The organism is Streptomyces sp. NPDC001507, assembly GCF_042894765.1.
Taxonomy (GTDB): Bacteria; Actinomycetota; Actinomycetes; order Streptomycetales; family Streptomycetaceae; genus Streptomyces.
Genome location: NZ_JBIAVV010000010.1, coordinates 195368 through 217416, shown reverse-complemented (window position 1 = coordinate 217416; position 22049 = coordinate 195368). Strand labels below are relative to the sequence as shown.

At 71.1% G+C, this 22049-nt stretch carries 17 protein-coding genes and 1 tRNA gene; 11 read left to right on the top strand and 7 right to left on the bottom strand.

From position 1 onward, the window contains the following. Positions 1–8: 8 nt before the first annotated feature. The 6 genes from recF to ACFY0K_RS30775 all read left to right on the top strand — a co-directional run bounded on the left by recF (position 9) and on the right by ACFY0K_RS30775 (position 7740). Complete coding sequence (recF, locus tag ACFY0K_RS30800) at positions 9–1130, top strand: DNA replication/repair protein RecF (protein WP_390642559.1); 1122 nt, start codon at positions 9–11, stop codon at positions 1128–1130. Continuing rightward, the gene (locus ACFY0K_RS30795; RefSeq protein WP_390642558.1) at positions 1127–1660 is read left to right on the top strand and encodes a DUF721 domain-containing protein; all 534 of its coding nucleotides are present in this window, start codon (positions 1127–1129) and stop codon (positions 1658–1660) included. The genes recF and ACFY0K_RS30795 overlap by 4 nt, the downstream gene beginning before the upstream one ends. A 374-nt stretch (positions 1661–2034) precedes the next feature. Beyond that, on the top strand, positions 2035–4116 hold the full coding sequence (gene gyrB / locus ACFY0K_RS30790) for a DNA topoisomerase (ATP-hydrolyzing) subunit B (RefSeq protein ID WP_351956814.1): 2082 nt from the start codon (positions 2035–2037) through the stop codon (positions 4114–4116). A 42-nt stretch (positions 4117–4158) separates the two neighbouring features. Further along, entirely contained in the window at positions 4159–6753 is a 2595-nt protein-coding gene (gene gyrA / locus ACFY0K_RS30785; protein ID WP_351956813.1) for a DNA gyrase subunit A, read from the top strand. Positions 6754–6772: 19 nt separating this feature from the next. Next, the gene (locus ACFY0K_RS30780; RefSeq protein WP_390642556.1) at positions 6773–7552 is read left to right on the top strand and encodes a DUF3566 domain-containing protein; all 780 of its coding nucleotides are present in this window, start codon (positions 6773–6775) and stop codon (positions 7550–7552) included. Between the two features lie 111 nt (positions 7553–7663). Next, positions 7664–7740 (top strand) — tRNA-Ile (locus tag ACFY0K_RS30775). 267 nt (positions 7741–8007) lie between these two features. Here ACFY0K_RS30775 and ACFY0K_RS30770 read toward each other — a convergent pair. The 3 genes from ACFY0K_RS30770 to ACFY0K_RS30760 form a co-directional block, all read right to left on the bottom strand. Continuing rightward, entirely contained in the window at positions 8008–12060 is a 4053-nt protein-coding gene (locus ACFY0K_RS30770) for a WD40 repeat domain-containing protein (protein ID WP_390642733.1), read from the bottom strand. Between the two features lie 344 nt (positions 12061–12404). Further along, positions 12405–12899, bottom strand: a complete 495-nt coding sequence (locus ACFY0K_RS30765; RefSeq protein WP_390642555.1) for a hypothetical protein — start codon at positions 12897–12899, stop codon at positions 12405–12407. Positions 12900–13023: 124 nt separating this feature from the next. Then, the gene (locus ACFY0K_RS30760) at positions 13024–13473 is read right to left on the bottom strand and encodes a DoxX family protein (RefSeq protein ID WP_388602565.1); all 450 of its coding nucleotides are present in this window, start codon (positions 13471–13473) and stop codon (positions 13024–13026) included. A 228-nt stretch (positions 13474–13701) separates the two neighbouring features. On the opposite strand from ACFY0K_RS30760, the gene ACFY0K_RS30755 reads away from it, so the two are divergent. Genes ACFY0K_RS30755 through ACFY0K_RS30745 form a run of 3 tightly spaced genes read left to right on the top strand, consistent with a single transcriptional unit; the run spans position 13702 to position 16171 of the window. Then, positions 13702–14913, top strand: coding sequence for an amidohydrolase family protein (locus ACFY0K_RS30755; RefSeq protein WP_352355756.1), 1212 nt, complete (start codon positions 13702–13704; stop codon positions 14911–14913). A 49-nt stretch (positions 14914–14962) separates the two neighbouring features. Next, on the top strand, positions 14963–15178 hold the full coding sequence (locus tag ACFY0K_RS30750; protein ID WP_382725202.1) for a ferredoxin: 216 nt from the start codon (positions 14963–14965) through the stop codon (positions 15176–15178). Positions 15179–15181: 3 nt separating this feature from the next. Continuing rightward, complete coding sequence (locus ACFY0K_RS30745; RefSeq protein ID WP_390642554.1) at positions 15182–16171, top strand: FkbM family methyltransferase; 990 nt, start codon at positions 15182–15184, stop codon at positions 16169–16171. Between the two features lie 53 nt (positions 16172–16224). Here ACFY0K_RS30745 and ACFY0K_RS30740 read toward each other — a convergent pair whose 3' ends face one another. The 3 genes from ACFY0K_RS30740 to ACFY0K_RS30730 form a co-directional block, all read right to left on the bottom strand. Then, complete coding sequence (locus ACFY0K_RS30740) at positions 16225–16974, bottom strand: glycosyltransferase family 2 protein (protein ID WP_390642553.1); 750 nt, start codon at positions 16972–16974, stop codon at positions 16225–16227. Between the two features lie 8 nt (positions 16975–16982). Beyond that, positions 16983–17771, bottom strand: coding sequence for a GntR family transcriptional regulator (locus ACFY0K_RS30735; RefSeq protein WP_390642552.1), 789 nt, complete (start codon positions 17769–17771; stop codon positions 16983–16985). A gap of 232 nt (positions 17772–18003) precedes the next feature. Continuing rightward, positions 18004–18345: a DUF6344 domain-containing protein gene (locus tag ACFY0K_RS30730; RefSeq protein WP_390642551.1), complete on the bottom strand. Its 342-nt coding sequence runs from the start codon at positions 18343–18345 to the stop codon at positions 18004–18006. A gap of 351 nt (positions 18346–18696) precedes the next feature. Here ACFY0K_RS30730 and ACFY0K_RS30725 point away from each other — a divergent pair, with 351 nt between their 5' ends. Together ACFY0K_RS30725 and ACFY0K_RS30720 are read left to right on the top strand one after the other, a co-directional pair. Further along, positions 18697–18825, top strand: coding sequence for a DLW-39 family protein (locus tag ACFY0K_RS30725; protein WP_003999697.1), 129 nt, complete (start codon positions 18697–18699; stop codon positions 18823–18825). Positions 18826–19097: 272 nt separating this feature from the next. Next, the gene (locus ACFY0K_RS30720; RefSeq protein ID WP_390642550.1) at positions 19098–20366 is read left to right on the top strand and encodes a hypothetical protein; all 1269 of its coding nucleotides are present in this window, start codon (positions 19098–19100) and stop codon (positions 20364–20366) included. Here the strand turns inward: ACFY0K_RS30720 and ACFY0K_RS30715 are convergent. Next, positions 20330–21958 (bottom strand): protein kinase, encoded by a 1629-nt coding sequence (locus tag ACFY0K_RS30715; RefSeq protein ID WP_390642549.1) that lies wholly within the window; start codon positions 21956–21958, stop codon positions 20330–20332. The two genes, ACFY0K_RS30720 and ACFY0K_RS30715, sit on opposite strands and share 37 nt — an antisense overlap. Positions 21959–22049 lie beyond the last annotated feature (91 nt).

The window sequence follows — 22049 nt, the reverse complement described above, 5'->3', positions numbered from 1 at the left end:
GAGAACCCATGCACGTCACGCATCTGTCGCTGGCCGACTTCCGCTCCTATGCCCGGGTCGAGGTCCCGCTCGACCCGGGCGTCACCGCCTTCGTCGGCCCCAACGGCCAGGGCAAGACCAACCTCGTCGAGGCCGTCGGCTATCTCGCCACCCTCGGCAGCCACCGGGTCGCCTCCGACGCTCCCCTGGTCCGCATGGGCGCCGACCGGGCGATCATCAGGGCGCAGGTCCGGCAGGGCGACCGGCAGCAGCTGGTCGAGCTGGAGCTGAACCCCGGCAGGGCCAACCGCGCCCGCATCAACAGGTCGTCGCAGGTCAGGCCGCGTGACGTGCTGGGGATCGTACGGACCGTGCTGTTCGCGCCCGAGGACCTCGCGCTGGTGAAGGGCGATCCCGGGGAGCGGCGCCGCTTCCTGGACGAGCTGATCACCGCGCGCTCTCCGCGGATGGCGGGCGTGCGGTCCGACTACGAGCGGGTGCTCAAGCAGCGGAACACCCTGTTGAAATCCGCCGCCCTCGCCCGGCGGCACGGCGGCCGTTCCATGGATCTGTCCACGCTCGACGTGTGGGACCAGCACCTGGCGCGGGCCGGCGCCGAGCTGCTCGCCCAGCGGCTCGACCTGGTCGCCGCGATCCAGCCCCTGGCGGACAAGGCGTACGAGCAGCTGGCGCCGGGCGGTGGTCCCGTCGCGCTGGAGTACCGGCCGTCGGCGCCCGGCGAGGCGCACACCCGTGAGGATCTGTACGTCCAGCTGATGGCGGCGCTGGCGGACGCCCGCAAGCAGGAGATCGAGCGGGGCATGACCCTGGTCGGCCCGCACCGCGACGACCTGGTGCTCAAGCTGGGGCAGCTGCCCGCCAAGGGCTATGCCTCGCACGGGGAGTCCTGGTCGTACGCGCTGGCGCTGCGCCTCGCGTCGTACGACCTGTTGCGTGCCGAGGGGAACGAGCCGGTGCTGGTGCTCGACGACGTGTTCGCCGAGCTGGACGCCCGGCGCCGGGAGCGGCTGGCGGAGCTGGTCGCGCCCGGTGAGCAGGTACTGGTCACCGCCGCCGTGGACGACGACGTACCGCACATCCTCACCGGTATGCGGTACGCGGTGGCCGACGGGACGGTGGAGCGGGCATGAGCACCGAAGGACCCGCGCCCAGTCCGCGGGAGGAACCCTCCGGTGTCGACCTCGCGCGCGTGGCGCTCAGGGCGGCCAAGGAGGCGGCACGCGCGCGTGGTGACGCGGCGCAGCAGAAGAAGCAGGCGCGGCGCGGTGGCCTGCGCTCCGGCGCGCGCGCCGACGGCCGCGACCCCATGGCGCTGGGTTCCGCGATCAACCGGCTGATCACCGAGCGCGGCTGGGAGACACCGGCCGCGGTGGGCGGGGTGATGGGCCGCTGGCCGGAGATCGTCGGCGAGGATCTGGCCAAGCACTGTGTGCCGGAGCGCTACGACGAGGACGAGCGGGTGCTGGTCGTCCAGTGCGACTCCACGGCGTGGGCGACCCAGCTGCGTCACCTCGCGCCCGCGCTGGTCGCCCGCCTGAACGAGGACCTGGGGCACGGCACCGTACGCCTGATCAAGGTGCTCAATCCCGGCGGTCCGGCCCGGCGCTACGGCCCGCTGCGCGCCCCTGGGAGCACGGGTCCCGGGGATACCTACGGGTGACTTACGTCACGATCCCGGCCGGGTGCGGTGCCGTTCCACGGCCGGCCCGGCTGATCGTCGTATGACCGCACGCGGTTGCGAATCGCGACCTGACGCCTGAGTAGCCAAGGGTTGACAGCCGGAAGCGCTGAGTGCCGCCGTGAGCCTCTTGGAGCCCCCATCCGCATATCGGGAGTCGGCACAGGCCGGTTCAGGGCGGCACATGCGGACTCAGGTACCGGCAAACCCCCATCACTGTCGGCGCTACCGGTAGACTGGAAGACAATCCCGCCCCGAACGTGGGGACCGTCCGGGAAAAGCTGAGCAACGCTGATCAAGGCTTACCAACGCAACATGCCGCAGCCGCTCCGGCAACCCGCCGACGAGCCCGGCTCGTGCTGTGCCAGAAAGGGCGCTTCGTGGCCGATTCCGGCAACCCCAACGAGAACATCCCGTCCACCGACGCCGGCGCGAACGGTGAGGCCGCTGGTTCCGGCGCCGCCTCCGGTTCGTACGACGCCAGTGCCATCACCGTGCTCGAAGGGCTGGACGCGGTCCGCAAGCGGCCCGGTATGTACATCGGCTCGACCGGCGAGCGCGGCCTGCACCACCTGGTGTACGAGGTTGTGGACAACTCCGTCGACGAGGCCCTGGCCGGCTACGCGGACACCATCGACGTGACGGTCCTGGCCGACGGCGGCGTGCGCGTCGTGGACAACGGCCGTGGCATCCCGGTCGGCATCGTGGCGTCCGAGGGCAAGCCGGCCGTCGAGGTCGTGCTGACCGTGCTGCACGCGGGCGGCAAGTTCGGCGGCGGCGGCTACGCGGTCTCCGGCGGTCTGCACGGCGTGGGTGTGTCCGTCGTGAACGCGCTCTCGTCCAAGGTGTCCGTCGAGATCAAGACCGACGGCCACCGCTGGACGCAGGACTACAAGCTGGGCGTCCCGACGGCTCCGCTGGCCAAGCACGAGGAGACCGGCGAGACCGGTACCTCGGTCACGTTCTGGGCCGACCCGGACATCTTCGAGACCACCGAGTACTCCTTCGAGACGCTGTCGCGGCGTTTTCAGGAGATGGCGTTCCTCAACAAGGGCCTGACGATCCGGCTCACCGACGAGCGCGAGTCGGCTAAGGCCGTGGCCGGGGCGGACGAGGCGGGTGCGGACGAGAAGGCCGAGGTCAAGACCGTCACGTACCACTACGAGGGCGGCATCGTCGACTTCGTGAAGTACCTGAACTCCCGCAAGGGAGACGTGGTGCACCCCACGGTCATCGACCTGGAGGCCGAGGACAAGGACAAGAGCCTGTCCCTCGAGGTCGCCATGCAGTGGAACAGCGGCTACAGCGAGGGTGTGTACTCGTTCGCCAACATCATCCACACGCACGAGGGCGGTACCCACGAGGAGGGCTTCCGCGCTGCGCTGACCTCGCTGATCAACAAGTACGCGCGCGACAAGAAGCTGCTCCGCGAGAAGGACGACAACCTCACCGGTGACGACATCCGCGAGGGTCTGACCGCGATCATCTCGGTCAAGCTGAGCGAGCCGCAGTTCGAGGGCCAGACGAAGACCAAGCTGGGCAACACGGAGGCCAAGACCTTCGTGCAGAAGGCGGTCTACGAGCACCTGAACGACTGGCTCGACCGCAACCCGGTGGAGGCCGCGGACATCATCCGCAAGGGCATCCAGGCGGCCACCGCGCGCGTGGCGGCCCGCAAGGCCCGCGACCTCACCCGCCGCAAGGGCCTCCTGGAGAGCGCCTCGCTGCCGGGCAAGCTCTCCGACTGCCAGTCGAACGACCCCACCAAGTGTGAGATCTTCATCGTCGAGGGTGACTCCGCCGGCGGCTCGGCCAAGTCCGGCCGCAACCCGCAGTACCAGGCGATCCTCCCGATCCGCGGCAAGATCCTCAACGTCGAGAAGGCGCGGATCGACAAGATCCTGCAGAACCAGGAGATCCAGGCGCTGATCTCGGCCTTCGGCACGGGTGTGCACGAGGACTTCGACATCGAGAAGCTCCGCTATCACAAGATCATCCTGATGGCGGACGCCGACGTCGACGGCCAGCACATCTCCACCCTGCTGCTGACCTTCCTGTTCCGCTTCATGCGGCCGCTGGTCGAGGCCGGGCACGTGTACCTCTCCCGCCCGCCGCTGTACAAGATCAAGTGGGGCCGGGACGACGTCGAGTACGCCTACTCGGACCGCGAGCGCGACGCCCTCCTGGAGCTGGGCCGGCAGCGCGGCAAGCGCGTCCGCGAGGACTCGATCCAGCGCTTCAAGGGTCTCGGCGAGATGAACGCCGAGGAACTGCGTGTGACCACCATGGACCAGGAGCACCGGGTCCTCGGCCAGGTCACCCTCGACGACGCCGCCCAGGCCGACGACCTGTTCTCGGTCCTGATGGGCGAGGACGTCGAAGCCCGCCGCGCGTTCATCCAGCGCAACGCCAAGGACGTCCGCTTCCTCGACATCTGAGTCGGTCTCAGCTGACCGCACCAGGAAGGATCTTCACCAGCTATGGCCGACGAGAACACTCCTGTCACCCCTGCAGAGGGCGGCGAACTGGCGATGCGCGTCGAGCCCGTCGGGCTCGAGACGGAGATGCAGCGCTCGTACCTGGACTACGCGATGTCCGTCATCGTGTCCCGCGCGCTGCCCGACGTCCGCGACGGACTCAAGCCCGTGCACCGCCGCGTCCTGTACGCGATGTACGACGGCGGCTACCGCCCCGAGCGCGGCTTCTACAAGTGCGCCCGTGTCGTCGGTGACGTCATGGGCAACTACCACCCGCACGGCGACTCCTCGATCTATGACGCCCTGGTGCGACTCGCCCAGCCGTGGTCGATGCGGATGCCGCTGGTGGACTCCAACGGCAACTTCGGCTCCCCGGGCAACGACCCGGCGGCCGCCATGCGGTACACCGAGTGCAAGCTGGCGCCGCTGTCGATGGAGATGGTCCGTGACATCGACGAGGAAACCGTCGACTTCACGGACAACTACGACGGCCGCTCCCAGGAACCGACCGTCCTGCCGGCCCGCTTCCCGAACCTGCTGATCAACGGCTCCGCCGGCATCGCGGTCGGCATGGCCACCAACATCCCGCCGCACAACCTTCGCGAGGTGGCGGCCGGTGCCCAGTGGTACCTGGAGAACCCGGAGGCCTCGCACGAGGAGCTCCTGGACGCGCTGATCGAGCGCATCAAGGGCCCCGACTTCCCGACCGGCGCGCTGGTCGTCGGCCGCAAGGGCATCGAGGAGGCGTACCGCACGGGCCGTGGCTCGATCACCATGCGTGCGGTCGTCGAGGTCGAGGAGATCCAGAACCGCCAGTGCCTGGTTGTCACGGAGCTGCCTTACCAGACCAACCCCGACAACCTCGCGCAGAAGATCGCCGACCTGGTGAAGGACGGCAAGGTCGGCGGCATCGCCGACGTCCGCGACGAGACCTCCTCGCGTACCGGCCAGCGTCTGGTCATCGTGCTGAAGCGGGACGCGGTCGCCAAGGTCGTCCTGAACAACCTGTACAAGCACACCGACCTCCAGTCCAACTTCGGCGCCAACATGCTGGCGCTGGTCGACGGCGTGCCGCGCACGCTGTCGCTGGACGCGTTCATCCGGCACTGGGTGACGCACCAGATCGAGGTCATCGTCCGCCGGACGCGCTTCCGGCTGCGCAAGGCCGAGGAGCGCGCCCACATCCTGCGCGGTCTGCTGAAGGCGCTGGACGCCATCGACGAGGTCATCGCGCTCATCCGGGCCAGTGAGACGGTCGAGATCGCGCGTACGGGCCTGATGGGTCTCCTGGAGATCGACGAGATCCAGGCCAACGCCATCCTCGAGATGCAGCTGCGGCGACTGGCCGCCCTGGAGCGCCAGAAGATCATTCAGGAGCACGACGAACTCCAGGCGAAGATCACCGAGTACAACGCGATCCTGGCCTCGCCGGAGCGTCAGCGTGCCATCGTCAGCGCCGAGCTTGCCGCGATCGTGGAGAAGTTCGGTGACGACCGCAAGACCATGCTGGTGCCCTACGACGGCGACATGTCCATCGAGGACCTGATCGCCGAGGAGGACATCGTCGTCACGGTCTCGCGCGGCGGGTACGTCAAGCGCACCAAGACCGTCGACTACCGGGCGCAGAAGCGCGGCGGCAAGGGCGTGCGCGGTACGAAGCTGAAGGAAGACGACATCGTCGACCACTTCTTCGTCTCGACCACGCACCACTGGCTGCTGTTCTTCACGAACAAGGGCCGGGTGTACCGGGCGAAGGCGTACGAGCTGCCGGACGCCGGCCGGGACGCGCGCGGTCAGCACGTGGCGAACCTGCTGGCCTTCCAGCCGGACGAGGCGATCGCCGAGATCCTCGCGATCCGGGACTACGACGCGGCGGACTACCTGGTGCTGGCCACCAAGGCCGGTCTGGTCAAGAAGACGCCTCTGAAGGATTACGATTCGCCCCGCTCCGGCGGTGTCATCGCGATCAACCTGCGGGAGCGCGAGGACGGTTCTGACGACGAACTGATCGGTGCCGAGCTGGTTTCGGCGGACGACGATCTGCTTCTGATCAGCAAGAAGGCGCAGTCGATCAGGTTCACCGCCTCCGACGAGACTCTGCGACCCATGGGCCGGGCCACTTCCGGTGTCAAGGGCATGAGTTTCCGTGAGGGGGATGAACTTTTGTCGATGAATGTTGTTCGACCCGGTACGTTCGTGTTCACTGCCACCGACGGGGGGTACGCGAAGCGGACCCGTGTCGACGAGTACCGCGTCCAGGGTCGCGGCGGCCTCGGTATCAAGGCCGCCAAGATCGTGGAGGACCGCGGTTCGCTGGTCGGCGCGCTGATCGTCGAGGAGAACGACGAGATCCTCGCCATCACCCTGTCCGGCGGTGTGATTCGCACGCGAGTCAGCGGGGTCAGGGAGACGGGCCGTGACACCATGGGCGTCCAACTGATCAACCTGGGCAAGCGCGATGCCGTCGTGGGTATCGCACGTAACGCCGAGGCCGGCAGCGAGGCGGAGGAAGTCGACGGCGTTGACGCCGTGGACGAGACCGCCGAGGGTGTCGCGACCAGCGGCACGGACGAGGGTGAGGCGCCCTCGGCCGAGTAGGCACGAGGAGTGAGTCATCGTGAGCGGAGCCACGGGCGCCGGATCGGCCGGTACCTCGACGGGTACGGATGCGGACGGCGGCGGCCGTGGCTCCGCCGCGTCCGACGGGGGCGGTGCGCCGCAGCAGGCGGACACGCACACGACCCAGCTGAAGGCGATCAAGGCGCCCGCGAAGGCGCCCGCGTCCGACGCACCGGGAGCGCAGGGGGGAACCGTGACCGACACCCGAGGGGCGGCCGCGCCGGGCGACCGGCCGGCGCCCGCGCAGCAGCAGGGGGCCTCCCCGCTGCCCGGGGAGCGGCGTGCAGAGCAGCCCGCCGGGCCCTACCACCCGCCGCAGGCCTATCCGGCGGCGCAGCCCGCCCAGGCGCCCGCGGGAGGCGTACGACGGCCGCGCACGGGCGCCGCCGGGGCGCGCACCGCGCCGCGCACCCGCAAGGCCCGGCTGCGGGTCGCCAAGGCCGATCCCTGGTCGGTGATGAAGGTCAGCTTCCTGCTCTCCATCGCGCTGGGCATCTGCTCGATCGTGGCGGCGGCGGTGCTGTGGATGGTCCTGGACGCGATGGGCGTGTTCTCGACGGTCGGCGGCACGATCTCGGAGGCGACCGGTTCGAACGAGTCGAACGGCTTCGACCTCCAGGCGTTCCTCTCCCTCCCGCACGTCCTGACGTTCACGGCGATCATCGCGGTCATCGACGTCGTCCTCGCGACGGCGCTGGCGACCCTCGGCGCGTTCATCTACAACCTCTCCGCGGGGTTCGTCGGCGGCGTCGAGCTGACCTTGGCCGAGGACGAGTAACGCCGGTCCAAACCTCTCCTGACGATCCCCCGACAACCGATTTTGGGACTGCCCCGGTCGTGCGCTAATCTTCAGGAGTCAGCGCGCGGGACATACACCGCAGAGCGCGGCGGGGCTATAGCTCAGTTGGTTAGAGCGCATCCCTGATAAGGATGAGGCCACAGGTTCAAATCCTGTTAGCCCCACCAGCACGAAGACCCCCGGTCCGAATGGACCGGGGGTCTTCGCTTTGGTGTTCCGTCGTCTTCGCCGTGTTCGCCGGCGTTCGTCGTCTTCATCGGTGTTCACAGGCGGGCCCGGGCATGAAAAGGCCCGGCCGCTGGCGACGGGGGATGCACCAGCGACCGGGTTGTGGCCAGCCTAACAAGGTGGCCTGTGCGGCGGGAGTCAACTTCTCGGCCGTCGTGAGCAGTTGTGATCGGGATCACTCAAGTGCGGTCAGAGGTGGGGACGGATCAGGCGTCACAGGGCGGGTCGTAGGCGAGACGGGGGAGGTACTCGCGCCATTTGGCGGGTGTCAGGACGTTGCGGGTGACCGCGCAGATGCGGTTGACCGCCTGGTCGACGCCGAGGCTCCACAGCCGGACCGTGTCGGCGCCGCTGGAGACGCCCAGCATGTTGCTCCGCGGGCTGAAGGAGAGGAAGTTGCCCGTCTTGGCGTTGGGGCTCATGGACTGGCCTATGGGGTGGGCCGAGGAGGGGGACGACACGTTCCACAGGCGGACCGTGTTGTCGTTGCCGCCGCTGGCCAGGGTCCCGCCGTCGCGGCTGAAGGTCAGGGAGACCACCGCCTCGGTGTGACCGGTGAGGGCGGAGCCGAGCCGGGTCGCGTGGGCCGGGTCGGAGACGTTCCAGAGGCGGACCGTGTCGTCGTCGCTGCCGCTGGCCAGGGTGTGGCCGTCGGGGCTGTAGGCGAGGGTGTTGATGGGGCCCAGGTGGCCCTTCAGGGGGCCGTCCAGGGGCCTGGCGCGGGTCCGGTCGGAGACGTTCCAGAGGCGTACGGTGCCGTCCGCGCTGCCGCTGGCCAGGGTGCGGCCGTCGGGGCTGAAGACGAGCGCGTTGACGTAGCCGGTGTGGCCCTTGAGGGGCTCCCCGAGCCGCGTGGGGTGGGCGGGGTCGCTGATGTCCAGGAGCTGGACGGTGCGGTCGTCGTAGTCGGCGGCCACGGTCCGCCCGTCGGGGGTCAGCGCCAGCGCCTCGGAGCCCGCGTACCGGGTGTTCAGCCGGACCGGCGCACCGTACTGGGCGGGGTGCGCGGGGTCCGAGACGTTCCACAGTTGCACCCAGCTGAGGTTGTTCTCGCTGGTGAGGATGATCAGGGTGCGGCCGTCCCGGGTGAACACCATCGAGCGCAGGTCCCGTGACCCGGTCGTGAACGGCTTGCCGAGCGCGGTGGGCCGGGCCGGATCCGTGATGTTCCACAGCCGCATCCTGCTGTCCCCGCCGCCGGTGGCCAGAACCCGGCCGTCCGGGCTGAACGCCCCTGCCGCGCCGATCATGTCCGAGCCCGGGATCGACCACAGCCGCACCTTGCCGTCACCGCTGCCGGTCGCGAGGGTGTGACCGTCGGGGCTCCAGCCGACGGCGTACATCTCACCGCTGCTGCCCGCGAGCGGCTCACCCACCTGGGAGGGGAAGGCCGGGTTGCCGACGTTCCACAGGCTGGCCGTGGAGTCCGCGCTGCCCGCGGCGAGCATGGAGCCGTCGGGGCTGAAGGCCACCGACCAGACGGGCCCGGTGTGGCCGGTGAGCGGCGCGCCGAGGGCCTTGGCGTGTGTCGGGTCGCTGACGTCCCACAGACGTACGGTGTCGTCCTTGCTGCCGCTGGCGAGGGTCCGGCCGTCCGGGCTGAAGGCCACCGAGTGCACGGTCGCGGTGTGTCCCGTGAGCGGAGCGCCGACGAGCTCGGGACGGCGGGGGTCGGAGACGTCGTACAGAAGGATCGAGTTGTCGTCGCTGCCGGCCGCGAGGGTGCGGCCGTCGGGGCTGAACGCGATGGAGCGCACGGCCTCGGTGTGGCCGGTCAGGGTGCCCAGCGAGGTGGGGTGGCGCGGGTCGTGCACATCCCACAACCGGACGGTGTGGTCCTCGTCGGCGGCGGCCAGGGTCTTGCCGTCCGGGCTGAAGGCGACGAGGTAGACCGTGCCGTCGTGCCCGGCCGGCGGTGTGCCCAGGGAGGTGGGGTGCCGCGGGTCGGAGACGTCCCACAGGCGCACGGTGCCGTCGTCGCCGGCGCTGGCCAGGGTCTTGCCGTCCGGGCTGAAGACCGCGCTGGAGACCCAGCTCGTGTGGCCGAGCAGGGGCTTGCCCAGCGCCTTCGGCCGGGTCGGGTCGCTGACGTCCCACAGCCGGACCGTGCGGTCGTAGGCGGCGGTGGCCAGGACCTTGCCGTCGGGGCTGAACGTGGTGAGGTAGACGGCGCCGGTGTGGCCGAGCAGCGGGGTGGCCAGCGGGGCGTTGACGATGGATATCAGGCGGTTGTTGGCGCCTTCGTCGTCCTTGCGCAGGTCGTGGGCCACCAGGTCGAGCTGGGCGGAGAGCGACGGGTCCGAGTACTGGAATCGGTCGGCCTCCGCGACCACCCGCTCGAACACCGCGTCGTCCCGCTGCTGACGGGCGATCACGGCCGAACCGGCCGCCAGTACCGCGAGCACGACCAGTGCCGACACGGCGGCCCGGCTGATCCACACCGTGCGCCGGCGCAGCCGTACCGAGGCGGCCAGGAACTCCACCGCGCTGCGGGTCAGGAAGGTGTCACCGGCCGACTTCGCCCAGGTGTGGGCCTGTTCCAGACGGGAGCCCCGGTAGAGCAGCGCGGAGTCCTGCGACGACTCGTCCCAGGCCCGGCCGTCCTCCTCCAGGCGCTGGCGCAGCAGATTGCCGTTGCGGTCCTCGTCGAGCCAGTCGCGCAGCCGGGGCCAGGCGTGCAGCAGCGCCTCGTGGGTGATCTCCACGGTCTCGGCGTCGAGGGTCACCAGCCGGGCCCGGACCAGGGCTTCGAGCGACTCCTCCGTCTTGTCCGGGTCGGTGGATTCCGCGGCCAGCTGGCGTCGGGTGCCACGCCTGCGGGTCGCCTGGGTGTCCTCGCCGAGCCGCACCAGGCGGAGCAGGAGCAGCCGGGCGGCGCTGCGGGCGGCCGGGTCCAGGCTCGACCAGGCGCGTTCGGCGGTCGCCGCGACGGCGCCCTGGATGCCGCCGGCCGCCCGGTAACCGGCCAGTGTCAGCCGGCCCGCCTTGCGGCGCTGCCAGGTGGCCAGCAGGGCGTGGGAGAGGAGGGGGAGGACACCGGCGTCATGGGCGCCACGTGGGCCGTCCGCGCTCACCTCACGGACGATCAGCTCGGCGAGACCGGGTTCCAGCTCCAGGCCCACGGCCTTGGCCGGACCGGTCACGGCCTCGCGCAGTTCGGTGGTGGTCAGCGGGCCGAGCACCATGTGCCGGTGCTGGAGCGCGTCGGCCAGTTCCGGGTAGCCGAGGCACTGCTCGTAGAAGTCGGCGCGGATACCCAGGACGACGAGGGCGGCCGCCGGTTCACCGGGGGCGGCGGGGTTGCTGGCCGCGTGCAGCAGCTGCACGAAGGAGCGCCGGTCCGCCTCGTCGGTGCAGAGGGTGAAGGTCTCCTCGAACTGGTCGACGATCAGGACCGGGCGGGCCGGCGGAGCCTGAAGGGCTGGAGGAGCCGGAGCCGCAGAGGTCTGCGCGGGCGGTCGTGTTTCACGTGAAACATCGATGGCTGAGTCGGCCGTGGCCCGTCGGGTCCCCGTCTGCTCGGCCAGCTCGGGCAGGCGGCGGGTCAGCTCCTTCACGGGGTCCGCACCCGGGAGGAGGTGAAGTATGCGGCGCGGGCGGTCGAGGTCCCCCTCGTCGGTCAGGGCGCCGTTCTGGACCGCGGTGACCAGGCCGGCGTTCAGCAGCGAGGACTTTCCCGCCCCCGAGGCGCCGACCAGCATCACCAGGCCGCCACCGCCCGACTCCGCGGAACGGAGCTGGGCGACCAGCGCGTCGGTACTGCGCTCCCGCCCGAAGAACCAGCGGGCGTCCTCACGGCGGTAGGAGGCCAGACCCCGGTACGGGCAGACGCTGTCAACCGACGGGGGCCGTTCCGTCTCCTCGGCCGCTTCCGGGGCGGGCAGTTCGCCGACCGGATCGGCCACGGCCCGCTCCCACAGCTTCTGCCACTGGAGCATGTCGTAGAGTCCGCCGGACACCGGTGTCGGCTGGGCACGACGGGCCTGCGGGATCAGGACCTGCAGGACGGCGGAGAGGGCGACGAACTGCGCGGGCACGTTCTTCGCCCGCCGCCAGTCGCTGATCCGCTGGGCGGAGACCCGCACGGGCCGGCCCCGCTCGTCGACGCGATGCAGCCGGTCGACCGCCTCGGCGACGCGCTTGAGCGGGGGATTACCGGCCTCCCTGTACAGCAACGCGAGGCGTTCCGCGAAGGCTGTGCGTGCCCCTGCGTCGGGACCCAAGGCTCTCCACTCCCTACTTCCTCCGTTGCGCGCCATCCGGACCGGAAAACCCACTTTATATGGCTGACCTGCGGCGAAGCCCTGGACCGGACGTCATGCCCTCCTCATACGGGCCCCTCGGCTGGCAGGATTTCGCCTCAGCAACGCGGTGATCGGGGGGCGCCCCGGCAGCCCGACCAGCCCAGCATTCGCAGAGACAGCTCACGGCACCGCACGTTCTCGGTCACCTTCGGCCGGCGGCCCTCCGCCGGAGCGGCCGTACCACGCGAACTGCTCCCGCCACTGAGCCGGACTCCGGCCTCAGGCGGCGGTCCTGCACCTCCCGCGCCGTTCGGCACCGGTCCCCACGTGGGGAGGGACCGGTGCCGAACGGCACGGGATCACATCCAGCCCGCGGTGCGTGCCGCCGCGACGGCCTGTTCCTCCGCGTCGTCCGCCTGCGCGTTCAGGGCCAGGTCCCGTCCGGCCGCGATGCCGGCGGCCGCCGTCGCCGCCGCCTGGGACGCGGTGATGGCCGCGCGCAGGGCCGAAGCCGACCCCGTGCGGCCGTCCTGCAGGGAGGCGGCCACCTGTGCGGCCAGCGCCGCGGTGGCGGCGGCGTTGCGGGCGCAGCGGGCGTCCGCCGCCGGGTCGGGTGTGGTGCCGGCGAGGGCGCCGAGCGACTGGGCCGACAACCGGAGGGCGTTGGCGGCTCGGCCGACGGGACTCGTCGGTACGGTCTGGGCGGCGCCCGGGGCGATTCCCGCGTGGCGGCAGGCGGCAACCGCGCGCTCGTAGGCGCTGTGGGCGCGGGCCGCGTGCAGCACTCTCAGGGTTTCCGCCGAGGGGGAGCCGGAGGGGGAGCCGGAGGGGGGCGTCGAGTGGTCGGTCGTCATCTGTGCCTCCTCGTCGGGAGTGCCGTGCCGGGGCCGGCCGGACGGTCGCTGCGGGTGTGTGGGGGCTGGGCGCGCAGTTCCCCGCGCCCCTTTCAGGGGCGCGCCACAGCGGGGCTCCCGTCGGTCAGCCGAACAGACCCAGTGCCGAGTCCACCGACCAGGTCTGCCAGTTCATCGCGAACAGGCCGACCAGGGAGATCAGGGCCATCATCAGGTTCTGCCCCTGCTCCGCCCAGTCGTGGATCATGAGGACCAGGTAGATCAGGTTGAGCAGGAACCCGGCCGCCAGCGCGATCGGCGTGAGGAAGCCGGCGACCAGTCCGAGGCCGAGGGCGAGCTCCGCGTAGGCCACGACGTAGGCCATCAGCCGCGGGCGTGGCGCGACGACGGTGTCGAAGCCACGCCGGACCACCGGCCAGCGGTGCTTCTCCGCGACACCGGCCGCCCACCGGATGCCTCCGCCGCCGAACCACTGCTTCTTGTCCTTGTGCCGCCAGCTCTCCAGCCACCACAGACCGAGCCCGATGCGGAGCACCGCGAACCATTCGGCACCGTTCAGCAAGGCTGATCGCATCTCGCACCCTCCCCGGAACCCCGTGGACAACTTTCTGACGGCTCGTCAGTTCAGCGGAAGGCGGCGTGCGTCGCAAGAGGGAGGGCGGGACGAACTCCGGGTGGCGGGCGGGGTGCGGGGTGCGGTGGGCCTTGCTGGTGCGGGCTCCTGGGCCTAGCCTGAATGCCGACGGCTTATCTGATGGACCGTCAGATAATTTCGGAACTCCGCAGGCAGCAGGGGGTAGGCATGGCAGAGAACGCGACCGGCACCCAGGATCTGCCCAGGGTGATCAGCGTGGACGACCACGTGATCGAGCCCGCCCACCTCTTCGAGCGGTGGCTGCCGGGCAAGTACCGCGACAAGGGGCCGAAGCCCTTCACCGCCGGCATCGGCGAACTCGCCTACGTCGGCGGCAAGTACCGCTTCACCACCGACCCCGCGGGCCAGACCACCGACTGGTGGGAGTACGAGGGCCTGCTCTTCCCGTACAAGCGCATCATCGCGGCCGTCGGCTTCTCGCGGGACGAGATGACGCTCGACGGCATCACCCGCGAGCAGATGCGGCGCGGCTGCTGGGACCCCAAGGCCCGCCTGGAGGACATGGACATGAACCATGTCGAGGCCTCCCTCTGCTTCCCGACCTTCCCCCGCTTCTGCGGGCAGACCTTCGCCGAGGCCGACGACAAGGAGGTCGCGCTGGCCTGTGTCCGCGCCTACAACGACTGGATGGTCGAGGAGTGGTGCGGGGACAGCGGCGGCCGGCTGATCCCGCTCTGCCTGATCCCGCTCTGGGACGTCGACCTGGCCGTCGCCGAGATCCGGCGCAACGCCGAGCGGGGCGTCCGGGCGGTCACCTTCAGCGAGATCCCCACCTACCTGGGCCTGCCGTCCATCCACTCCGGCTACTGGGACCCGTTCTTCGCGGCCTGCGAGGAGACCGGGACGGTCGTCAACATGCACATCGGCAGCAGCTCGCAGATGCCGGCCGCCTCGCCCGACGCGCCGCCCGCCGTCCAGGCCTCGCTCAGCTTCAACAACGCCATGGCCTCGATGATGGACTTCCTCTTCTCCGGGGTCCTGGTGAAGTTCCCCCGGCTGAAGCTCGCGTACAGCGAGGGTCAGATGGGCTGGATCCCGTACGCCCTGGAGCGCGCCGACGACGTCTGGGAGGAGCACCGGGCCTGGGGCGGGGTGAAGGACCTGATCCCCGAGCCGCCCTCGACGTACTACTACCGGCAGATCTTCTGCTGCTTCTTCCGGGACCGGCACGGCATCGAGGCGATCGAGACGATCGGCGTGGACAACGCGACCTTCGAGACGGACTACCCGCACGTCGACTCGACGTGGCCGGAGACCAAGCGGGTGGCGCAGGAGCACGTGGGCGGCCTGGACCCCGAGATCGCCTACAAGCTGCTGCGCGGCAACGCGATCCGGATGCTGGAGCTGCCGTTCACCTAGCCGGTGCGGCGCCGGTTCAGCGGGTCCCCGGCTGGGCAGGGGACCTTCCATGAAGGTCTCCGTCGACGCCGACGTCTGTTATGGGTCGGGTGAGTGTGCCTTCCGGGCACCCGCCGTGTTCGGTTTCGAGGACGGGTACGGTTTCGTCCTGCCCGGACGCGAGGAGTACGGGAAGCCCGGGGACGACGACGAGCTGATCCGGGACATCGCCGAACGCTGCCCGTCGCAGGCGATCCGGATCAACGGCCGAAGGGTCACCGACTAGCGGATGAGCACCGCCCCCACCGAATCCAGCCGACTCGCCGAACCCGGCCGCCGCACCGAACCCGGCCGACTCGCCGAACCCGGCCTACTCACCGAACTCCTGGTGACCCTGGGCCGCCGCTACGTCCGTGACTTCCCGGGCCCCTGGGGCAAGACCCTCGCGGCCCGCGCGCTCAACCCCTACCTGCGCGACCACCCCCGGCGGCGCGTCGTGGAGACGCTCTCCGGCGACCGGTTCGCGGTCGACACCCAGGACCTCATCCAGCGCTACCTGTACCTCTTCGGGGTGTGGGAACCGCACATGACCCGCTGGCTGCGCGGCCGGCTGGCGCCGGGGGACTGCTTCGTCGACGTCGGCGCCAACATCGGCGTCTTCAGCGTCCTCGCCTCGCGGCTGGTCGGTGAGCGGGGCCGGGTGGTGGCCGTCGAGGCCTCCCCCGCCTTCCACCGCCGCCTCGAGCAGCAGAGCGCGCTCAACGGCTGCCGGAACATCCGCGCGGTCAACGCCGCCGTCTCCGACGCCCACCGCACCCTGACCTTCGTCCTCGCCAGCTCCCGCAACATGGGCGCCAACAGCATCGTCCCGTGGGACGGCCCGGCCGAGTCCAGTTTCGACATCGAGGCCGTGCCGTTGCCGGAACTGCTGCGGCCGGAGGAGATCGAGACCGCGCGGGTCGTCAAGATCGACGTGGAGGGCGCCGAGGGCGCGGTGGTGCGCGGGCTCGCCCCGCTGCTGGACAAGCTCCGCCCGGACGCCGAGATCACCGTCGAGGTCACCCCCGACCGGATGGCCCAGCTGGGCGACTCCGCGGACGACCTGCTGCGCACCATGACCGACGCCGGCTACCACGTCTACCGGCTCGCCAACAGCTATGCGGCCGACAGCTACCCTCGCGCCCTGTACGGCGAACCGGTGGTCCCGGTCCGCTGGGACCGCCCGGTGACCGAGGAGAGCGACCTGGTGTTCTCACGGGTGGACGCGGCGACCCTGTGAGCGGCGTGGCGCGGCGCGGCGGAGCGGTCGCACCGCGTACGCCGGCCGTACCGTCACCCGTACCGCCACCCGAGCTCCGCCAGTGCCCGGGCCCGTGCCGCCACGACCGTCATGCGGGCCTCCCGCTCCGCCGGGTCGGTGTGGGCGGGACGGCCGGTGACCTGGCCCTCCCACTTGCGGTAGAGCAGCCCGACCTCCGCCGAGAACCAGCCCCGGCTGACGGCGTCCAGGGCGAGCAGCAGCCCGGTGTCCTCGGAGGCGGGCAGCGCCATCCAGCCGCCGAGGGCCAGCAGCAGCTCGCGGCGGACGAAGAGGGTGGCCGGATGGACCTGGGCGAGGAAGCCGTTCGCCGTCCAGTGGCCGAGCACCGTCCCGCGCTCGATCGGCCCCTCCTCCGGATCGCCCGGGAAACCGGCCGTGGAGCCGTCCGGCAGCAGGTCCAGAGCCCGTGAGGTGGCCCAGCCGAGGTCCGGGCGGTCCTCCAGCGCGGCCAGGTCACGGCCCAGCGCACCCGGCGGCAGCTGGTCGTCGGCGTCGAGGACCTTGACGTACTCCCCCTGTGCCCGGGCCAGTGCCATGGTGCGCGCGACCCCGGGACCGCCGGCGCGGCCCTGCCGGAACGACACCCGTGCGTCGTCGGGGACGTAGCCGTGGACCTCTTCGCCGTGTCCGTCCTCCTGGATCAGCCACTCCCACTCCCAGCCGTCCGGCAGCCGCTGCTCGCACAGCGACTCGTAGGCCTCGGGCAGAAAGCGGGCCGACGGCGCGTGGACCGCGGTGACGACGGTGATGCGCCGGGTCACGGCAGCACTCACCACCTTTCCAGACGTGTGGTGAAGAGCAGCTCGGTGCGGTCGCCGGGGAGCGTGACGGCGGTGATGTCGACGATGCGGTCGTGGATGTCGTACGACTTCTTGCGCAGCAGGATCACCGAGGTGCCGACCGGCAGGTCCAGCTCCCGGGCCTCCTCCGGCGTCGGGGGCCGGGCGGTGAAGCGTTCCTCGACGCGGTCGACCTCGATGCCGACGGTGTGGAGCTGGTTCTGGGTGCCGCCGGGCCAGGGTTCGTTGGCCTCGTCCAGGAGGTCCGGGTTGGCCGCGATCAGGTCGCGGACGAGGTAGGAGGTCACCAGGCTGAACGGGGCGGTCTCGGCGGCGTGCCTGGTCCGGTAGGTGCGCTCCAGGAGCACGGTGCCCTCCGGCACCCCGAACGCGCCGGCGAGGTCGCCGGGCGCGGTCAGCTCGCGGTAGCGGGCGTAGAAGACCAGGTCGTCGATGACCAGGCCGGTCTCGCGCTCGGTCGCACCGGTCTGGGCCCGGGCGGCCTCCGGCATCAGGGCGCGGTCCTTCTCCCACTGGTGCCGTTCGTTGTCGCGGACCGCGCGGGTGCGTGGGCGGCGTACGAAGGTGCCGCTGCCGTGCCGCTTGTCGATCAGACCCTCCGCGCTGAGCAGCCGCAGCGCGTTCTGGATCGTCGGGACGCTGCGCCGGTAGTACCGGGCCAGCTCCGCCTCGGAGGGCAGCCGGGCGCCGGGCTCGCGCTCGCCCTGCCTGATGGAGCGGCGGAGGTCGTCGGCGATCTCCTCGTACGCCTTGGGCACATGATCAGGCTACGACTCCTCAAGAGGAGTTGATGAGTCGAGTCCGGGCGTGCGGAGACCCGCGGCCGGGTCGGTCCCGTCGCGGGTCTGTGTCGCAGTAGGCGCTGGTACGTACGCAAGTCGCCCTGCGCCGTTGCGTCCGAGTCGTCTGTTACTTCTGCTACTTCTATTACATCTGTTAGGTCTGTTACATCTGTTACGTCTGTCGCTTCTGTGGCTTGTGCCTGCGAGATCAGCAGTCGAGCGGTGCCGCGGGGGGTTCGGCCGTGGTCTCCGACTCGGTGGTGTCCAGGGGGCGGTGCCGGCAGCTGGGGGTCTTGCCGTGGGCCTCGGCCCGGATCCGCTGCTTCATCGTGGGCGGGAGGGACCTTGCCTGGGACCAGAGCCAGTGGGTCTGTGCCGGGATCGTCACCCGGTCCGTGCCGTGCTCCTCACCCGTGCTGTTGCGCGGGGTCTCGGTCTGCGATACCGCGGTGGCGGTGGTGGCGGAGACGAATCCGAGCGCCGTGCACAGCGCGAGGAAGGCGGTGACGATGGCGGTCCACAGCTTCATGACCTTGGAGTTCCGGGCCATGGCCCCTCACTTTCGGGTTGGGCGATTTGCGTACTTTCCTCATGATGTGTATAGGGCTTGCGAAGTGGGGGACGTCGGCCTGTGGCGCGTCGATGTTCTGATGAACACCACACGGATGGGTGCATGGCGTGGGAAAAATCCCAAGAAACACCCCCGAAGGCAGCCGAGAGGGCGCAAAGTAACCGTCCGTGGAGGTGTGATCACCCTCCGATCGGAGCGGTCCGACCTCGTGCAACGCCTTGCGGCGGACCGGAGTTGGGGGTCGGATGCCAGGTCACCGATCGATATCGGTCGGTGTGTATAGTCGGGCGCCAGAGGTCCCCTACGTCAAGGAAGAGACGAGGTCGCGCGGTGAAGAAGCTTCTCCTGGTCGCACTGGCCGCCATCGGCGGGCTCCTCGTGTACCGCCAGATCCAGGCGGATCGCGCCGAGCAGGATCTGTGGACGGAGGCGACTGACTCCGTGCCCACGGGTTCGTGAGTACCGACAACAGACGACACTGAGACCCCGGCCGCCGGTGCGGTCGGGGTTTTGCGTTTCCGGGGCGGCCGGCCCGGTGCGGGGGTTGCGGGCGCTGCCGGTGGGGCGTTACGAGCAGGGTGTTTCGGACGGTCGCGCGGATCGCCGGGTGGCGCGGGGGCGCGCGGGGCAGTATGGGGCCCGGCCGGGCCGTGACTTCCGCGGTCGGCGGACGACGACTGGGGGCACGCGTGATACGGCGGTGGCGTACGGCGGCACGGCGGGGCATCTGCGTGGCGGCCGCCCTCGCACTGACGGCGCTGCTCCCGGCCCTTTCCGCCGAAGCCGACGGCGGCAGCGGCAGCGGATACGCCTTCGCCCCCGGCGCCCGCACCGTCACCGGAGCGGCGAGCACCACGGACGCCGTACCACTGGAGCCCGGCACGACCTACCGCAGCACCCTCCCCGACAAGGGCGAGCTGTACTTCCGCCTCGAACTCACCGCCGGCACCTCGGCCTACGTCCCCGTCACCGCCGTGCCGCCCTCCACCGCCACCGTCTCCGCCAGCGACGGCATCGAGGTCTCTATCGAGGACGCCAACGGCTCCGCCTGCGACTACGACAGCGCCCGCTTCGGCGCCGGGCTCAGTCCGCGGCCGGTCACCGCGGTGGGGCGGCGGGACGCGGGCAAGGCGTTGTGCCGGGACGCGGGCACCTACTACGTGGTCGTCGAGCGGGCCGTCTCCGGCTCGCGGACCACCACCCCGGGCAGCTGGGACCTGGAGATCGCCCCCGTCACCGAACCTGCCCTGGCCAAGGCCGACGCCACCACCGCCCCCGGGACCTGGAACTCCGCGTCACCCGAGCCGCCCACCTCGGACCCCCACCACCGCACCGGGGGCGCCGGCTTCACCACGGCCCGCACCCTGGACCAGGGCGTCTGGAAGACCGGCATCACGCCCGGCCAGACCCTCTACTACGCCGTCCCGGTCGACTGGGGCCAGCAGCTCCACGTCACCGTCGACCTCGGCAGCACCGGAGGCGACGCCCACGGCTATGTCAGCGCCGCGCTCAACCTCTCCCTCTACAACCCGGTCCGCGGCTACGTCGACGACGTCTCCCTCGGCTACGACGGCACCCAGAAGTCGTCCTCCCTCGAACCCCTGCCGCCGGTCGCCTACGCCAACCGGTACGCCGTCTCCGGCACGCAGAACGCCGTCCGGTTCGCCGGCGCCTACTACCTCGTCGTCCACCTCACCGGGCAGACCGCGGACACCTTCGGGAAGGGGCCGTACGGCGTCACCCTCCGGGTCCGCGTCGGCGGCACCCCGAACTCCGGCCCCGTGTACGCCGGTTCGCCGGTCCCGAAGGGCATCTTCGGCGTGTCCTGGAACCGAGGGGGCCTTTTGACCCCGGCCGACGGCGACGACGACACGGCGCTGCGGGCACTCGCGGCCGGCGGCATCGGCACGGGCACGGCCCTGCTGCTCGTCCTCGGCCTGTGGACCCTGACCGCGCGGCGCGCTCAGAGCCGGGCCAGCGCCCAGAAACCGACGGCGTAACAGGCCAGCGCGAACAGCAGGATGGGCACGGCCGCCCTGGCCGGCGGACCGGGCCGGGGCGCCCGCCGCCGACGCCGGCCATGGGTGCGGACCGACGGCGGCGAGGTCTGCGGATCCCGCGCGGTGTACGTGGCCGTGGGGGTGGGGGTGGGGGTGTCGGCGTGCGGCCGGACCGGGGGGAGCGGCTGGGCGGGGGACCAGGACGCGTGGGCCTGCGGGGTCTGGTCGGCCGGTGGCCGGGCGTACTGCGGGTACGGCGGGGTCGGCTCGGGCCGCACGGCGGCGGGGGCCGGGGTGACCGGTGTCCGGGGTGGGGGGAGCCGGAAGCTGCCGGTGTCGGACATGGCGGCGGGGGCGGCAGCGGTTCCGCCGCCGAGGGTGCCGTCGGCGCCGCCCGCCGGGTGCTCTGCGGCGCTCCCGGTCCCACCGGTCTCGGTACGGTCAGCCCCGGTCCCCGTCTCGGTACGGGGGTCGGCCCCGGTACCGGGCGTCGCGGGAGCCGGCCTCGCAGCGGCCGGGCCCGGGTCCGCCTGCGTCCCCGTCCCCGCCGGACCGGCCGGTTCCCCGGCCCTCTCCCGGCCCGGGGCGTCCCCGGCCGCCCGTTGCCCCGTCGCGGTCGCCGCGTCGGGATTCGGCGCGGCCGCTCCCCGCGCACGGGGCCCCGTCGAAGTACCGGACACCACCCGGGCCGTGTCGACCCCCGAAGCCGGACGCACCGGCCCGGTCGGCCCGAACCCCGGAGGCAGCGGCCCCAGTTGGTCGAAGATCTCGATCGACTCGTCGTCGGCGTCCGTCTCCGGGAGGAGTTCGCGGGCCTCGGCGAGGGCCCTGCGGGCTCCGGTCGCCGTGCGGAAGCGGGCACGTGGGTCCGGCTGGAGAAGACTGGCGACGACCTGCCAGAGCGGGTCCGGGATGCCCTTGGGCGCTCCCGGGGTGCCGTGTTCGGCGAAGTACTGGACGAGCGCCTTGGCGTCGGGTTTGGCGCCCTCCAGGAGGTACAGGGCGACCAGGCCGACGGCGAACAGGTCGGCCGTGAAGTCGGGTTCGGCGCCCAGGAGTTGCTCGGGGGCGATGTAACCCGGCGTACCGACGACGAGGTTGGTCTCGGTCAGCCGGGCCTCGCCGAACCGCATGGCGATGCCGAAGTCCGACAGGCGCAGCCGGGGACGGCCGGTACCGGTCGCTTCCAGCAGGATGTTCGCGGGCTTGACGTCCCGGTGGACCACACCCTCGGCGTGCACCGCGGCGAGGCCGGCGAGGAGCTGGTCGAGGAGGGTGCAGACGAACAGCGGGGGCAGGGGACCGTAGTCCCCGACGAGGTGGACCAGCGAGCCGCCGGCGACCAGGTCCATCGTGAACAGGACCTTGTCGTCGTCGGCGGCCCAGCTGGCCGGAGCCAGGACATGGGGGTGGTCGATGCGCAGCGCCTGCTCCCGCACGAAGCGCAGGAGCGCGTGGGCGTCGCTCTGCTGGAGCACCTTGGCCGCCACATAGCGCTTGCGCCGGTGGTCCCAGGCGCGCCAGACGGCGCCCACTCCGCCATGACCGATCGGGTCGGCCAGCTCGTACCGGCCCGCGAAGACCTCACCCATGACTGCCCGTGCCCCTCCCCCTCGGGTTCCCTGCCACCCCCCTTGCCTGCTACCCCCGTTGCTTCCCCCCGATGAGCGATACGACCCCTCT

Bases quoted from the DNA above. Each gene is read 5' to 3' on its own strand.
- ACFY0K_RS30715 (WP_390642549.1), bottom strand. From the start codon at position 21,958: ATGGGTGAGGTCTTCGCGGGCCGGTACGAGCTGGCCGACCCGATCGGT.
- ACFY0K_RS30745 (WP_390642554.1), top strand. From the start codon at position 15,182: ATGAGCACCGCCCCCACCGAATCCAGCCGACTCGCCGAACCCGGCCGC.
- ACFY0K_RS30770 (WP_390642733.1), bottom strand. From the start codon at position 12,060: ATGGCGCGCAACGGAGGAAGTAGGGAGTGGAGAGCCTTGGGTCCCGAC.
- ACFY0K_RS30765 (WP_390642555.1), bottom strand. From the start codon at position 12,899: ATGACGACCGACCACTCGACGCCCCCCTCCGGCTCCCCCTCCGGCTCC.
- ACFY0K_RS30750 (WP_382725202.1), top strand. From the start codon at position 14,963: ATGAAGGTCTCCGTCGACGCCGACGTCTGTTATGGGTCGGGTGAGTGT.
- recF (WP_390642559.1), top strand. From the start codon at position 9: ATGCACGTCACGCATCTGTCGCTGGCCGACTTCCGCTCCTATGCCCGG.
- gyrA (WP_351956813.1), top strand. From the start codon at position 4,159: ATGGCCGACGAGAACACTCCTGTCACCCCTGCAGAGGGCGGCGAACTG.
- ACFY0K_RS30795 (WP_390642558.1), top strand. From the start codon at position 1,127: ATGAGCACCGAAGGACCCGCGCCCAGTCCGCGGGAGGAACCCTCCGGT.
- ACFY0K_RS30755 (WP_352355756.1), top strand. From the start codon at position 13,702: ATGGCAGAGAACGCGACCGGCACCCAGGATCTGCCCAGGGTGATCAGC.
- ACFY0K_RS30730 (WP_390642551.1), bottom strand. From the start codon at position 18,345: ATGGCCCGGAACTCCAAGGTCATGAAGCTGTGGACCGCCATCGTCACC.
- ACFY0K_RS30760 (WP_388602565.1), bottom strand. From the start codon at position 13,473: ATGCGATCAGCCTTGCTGAACGGTGCCGAATGGTTCGCGGTGCTCCGC.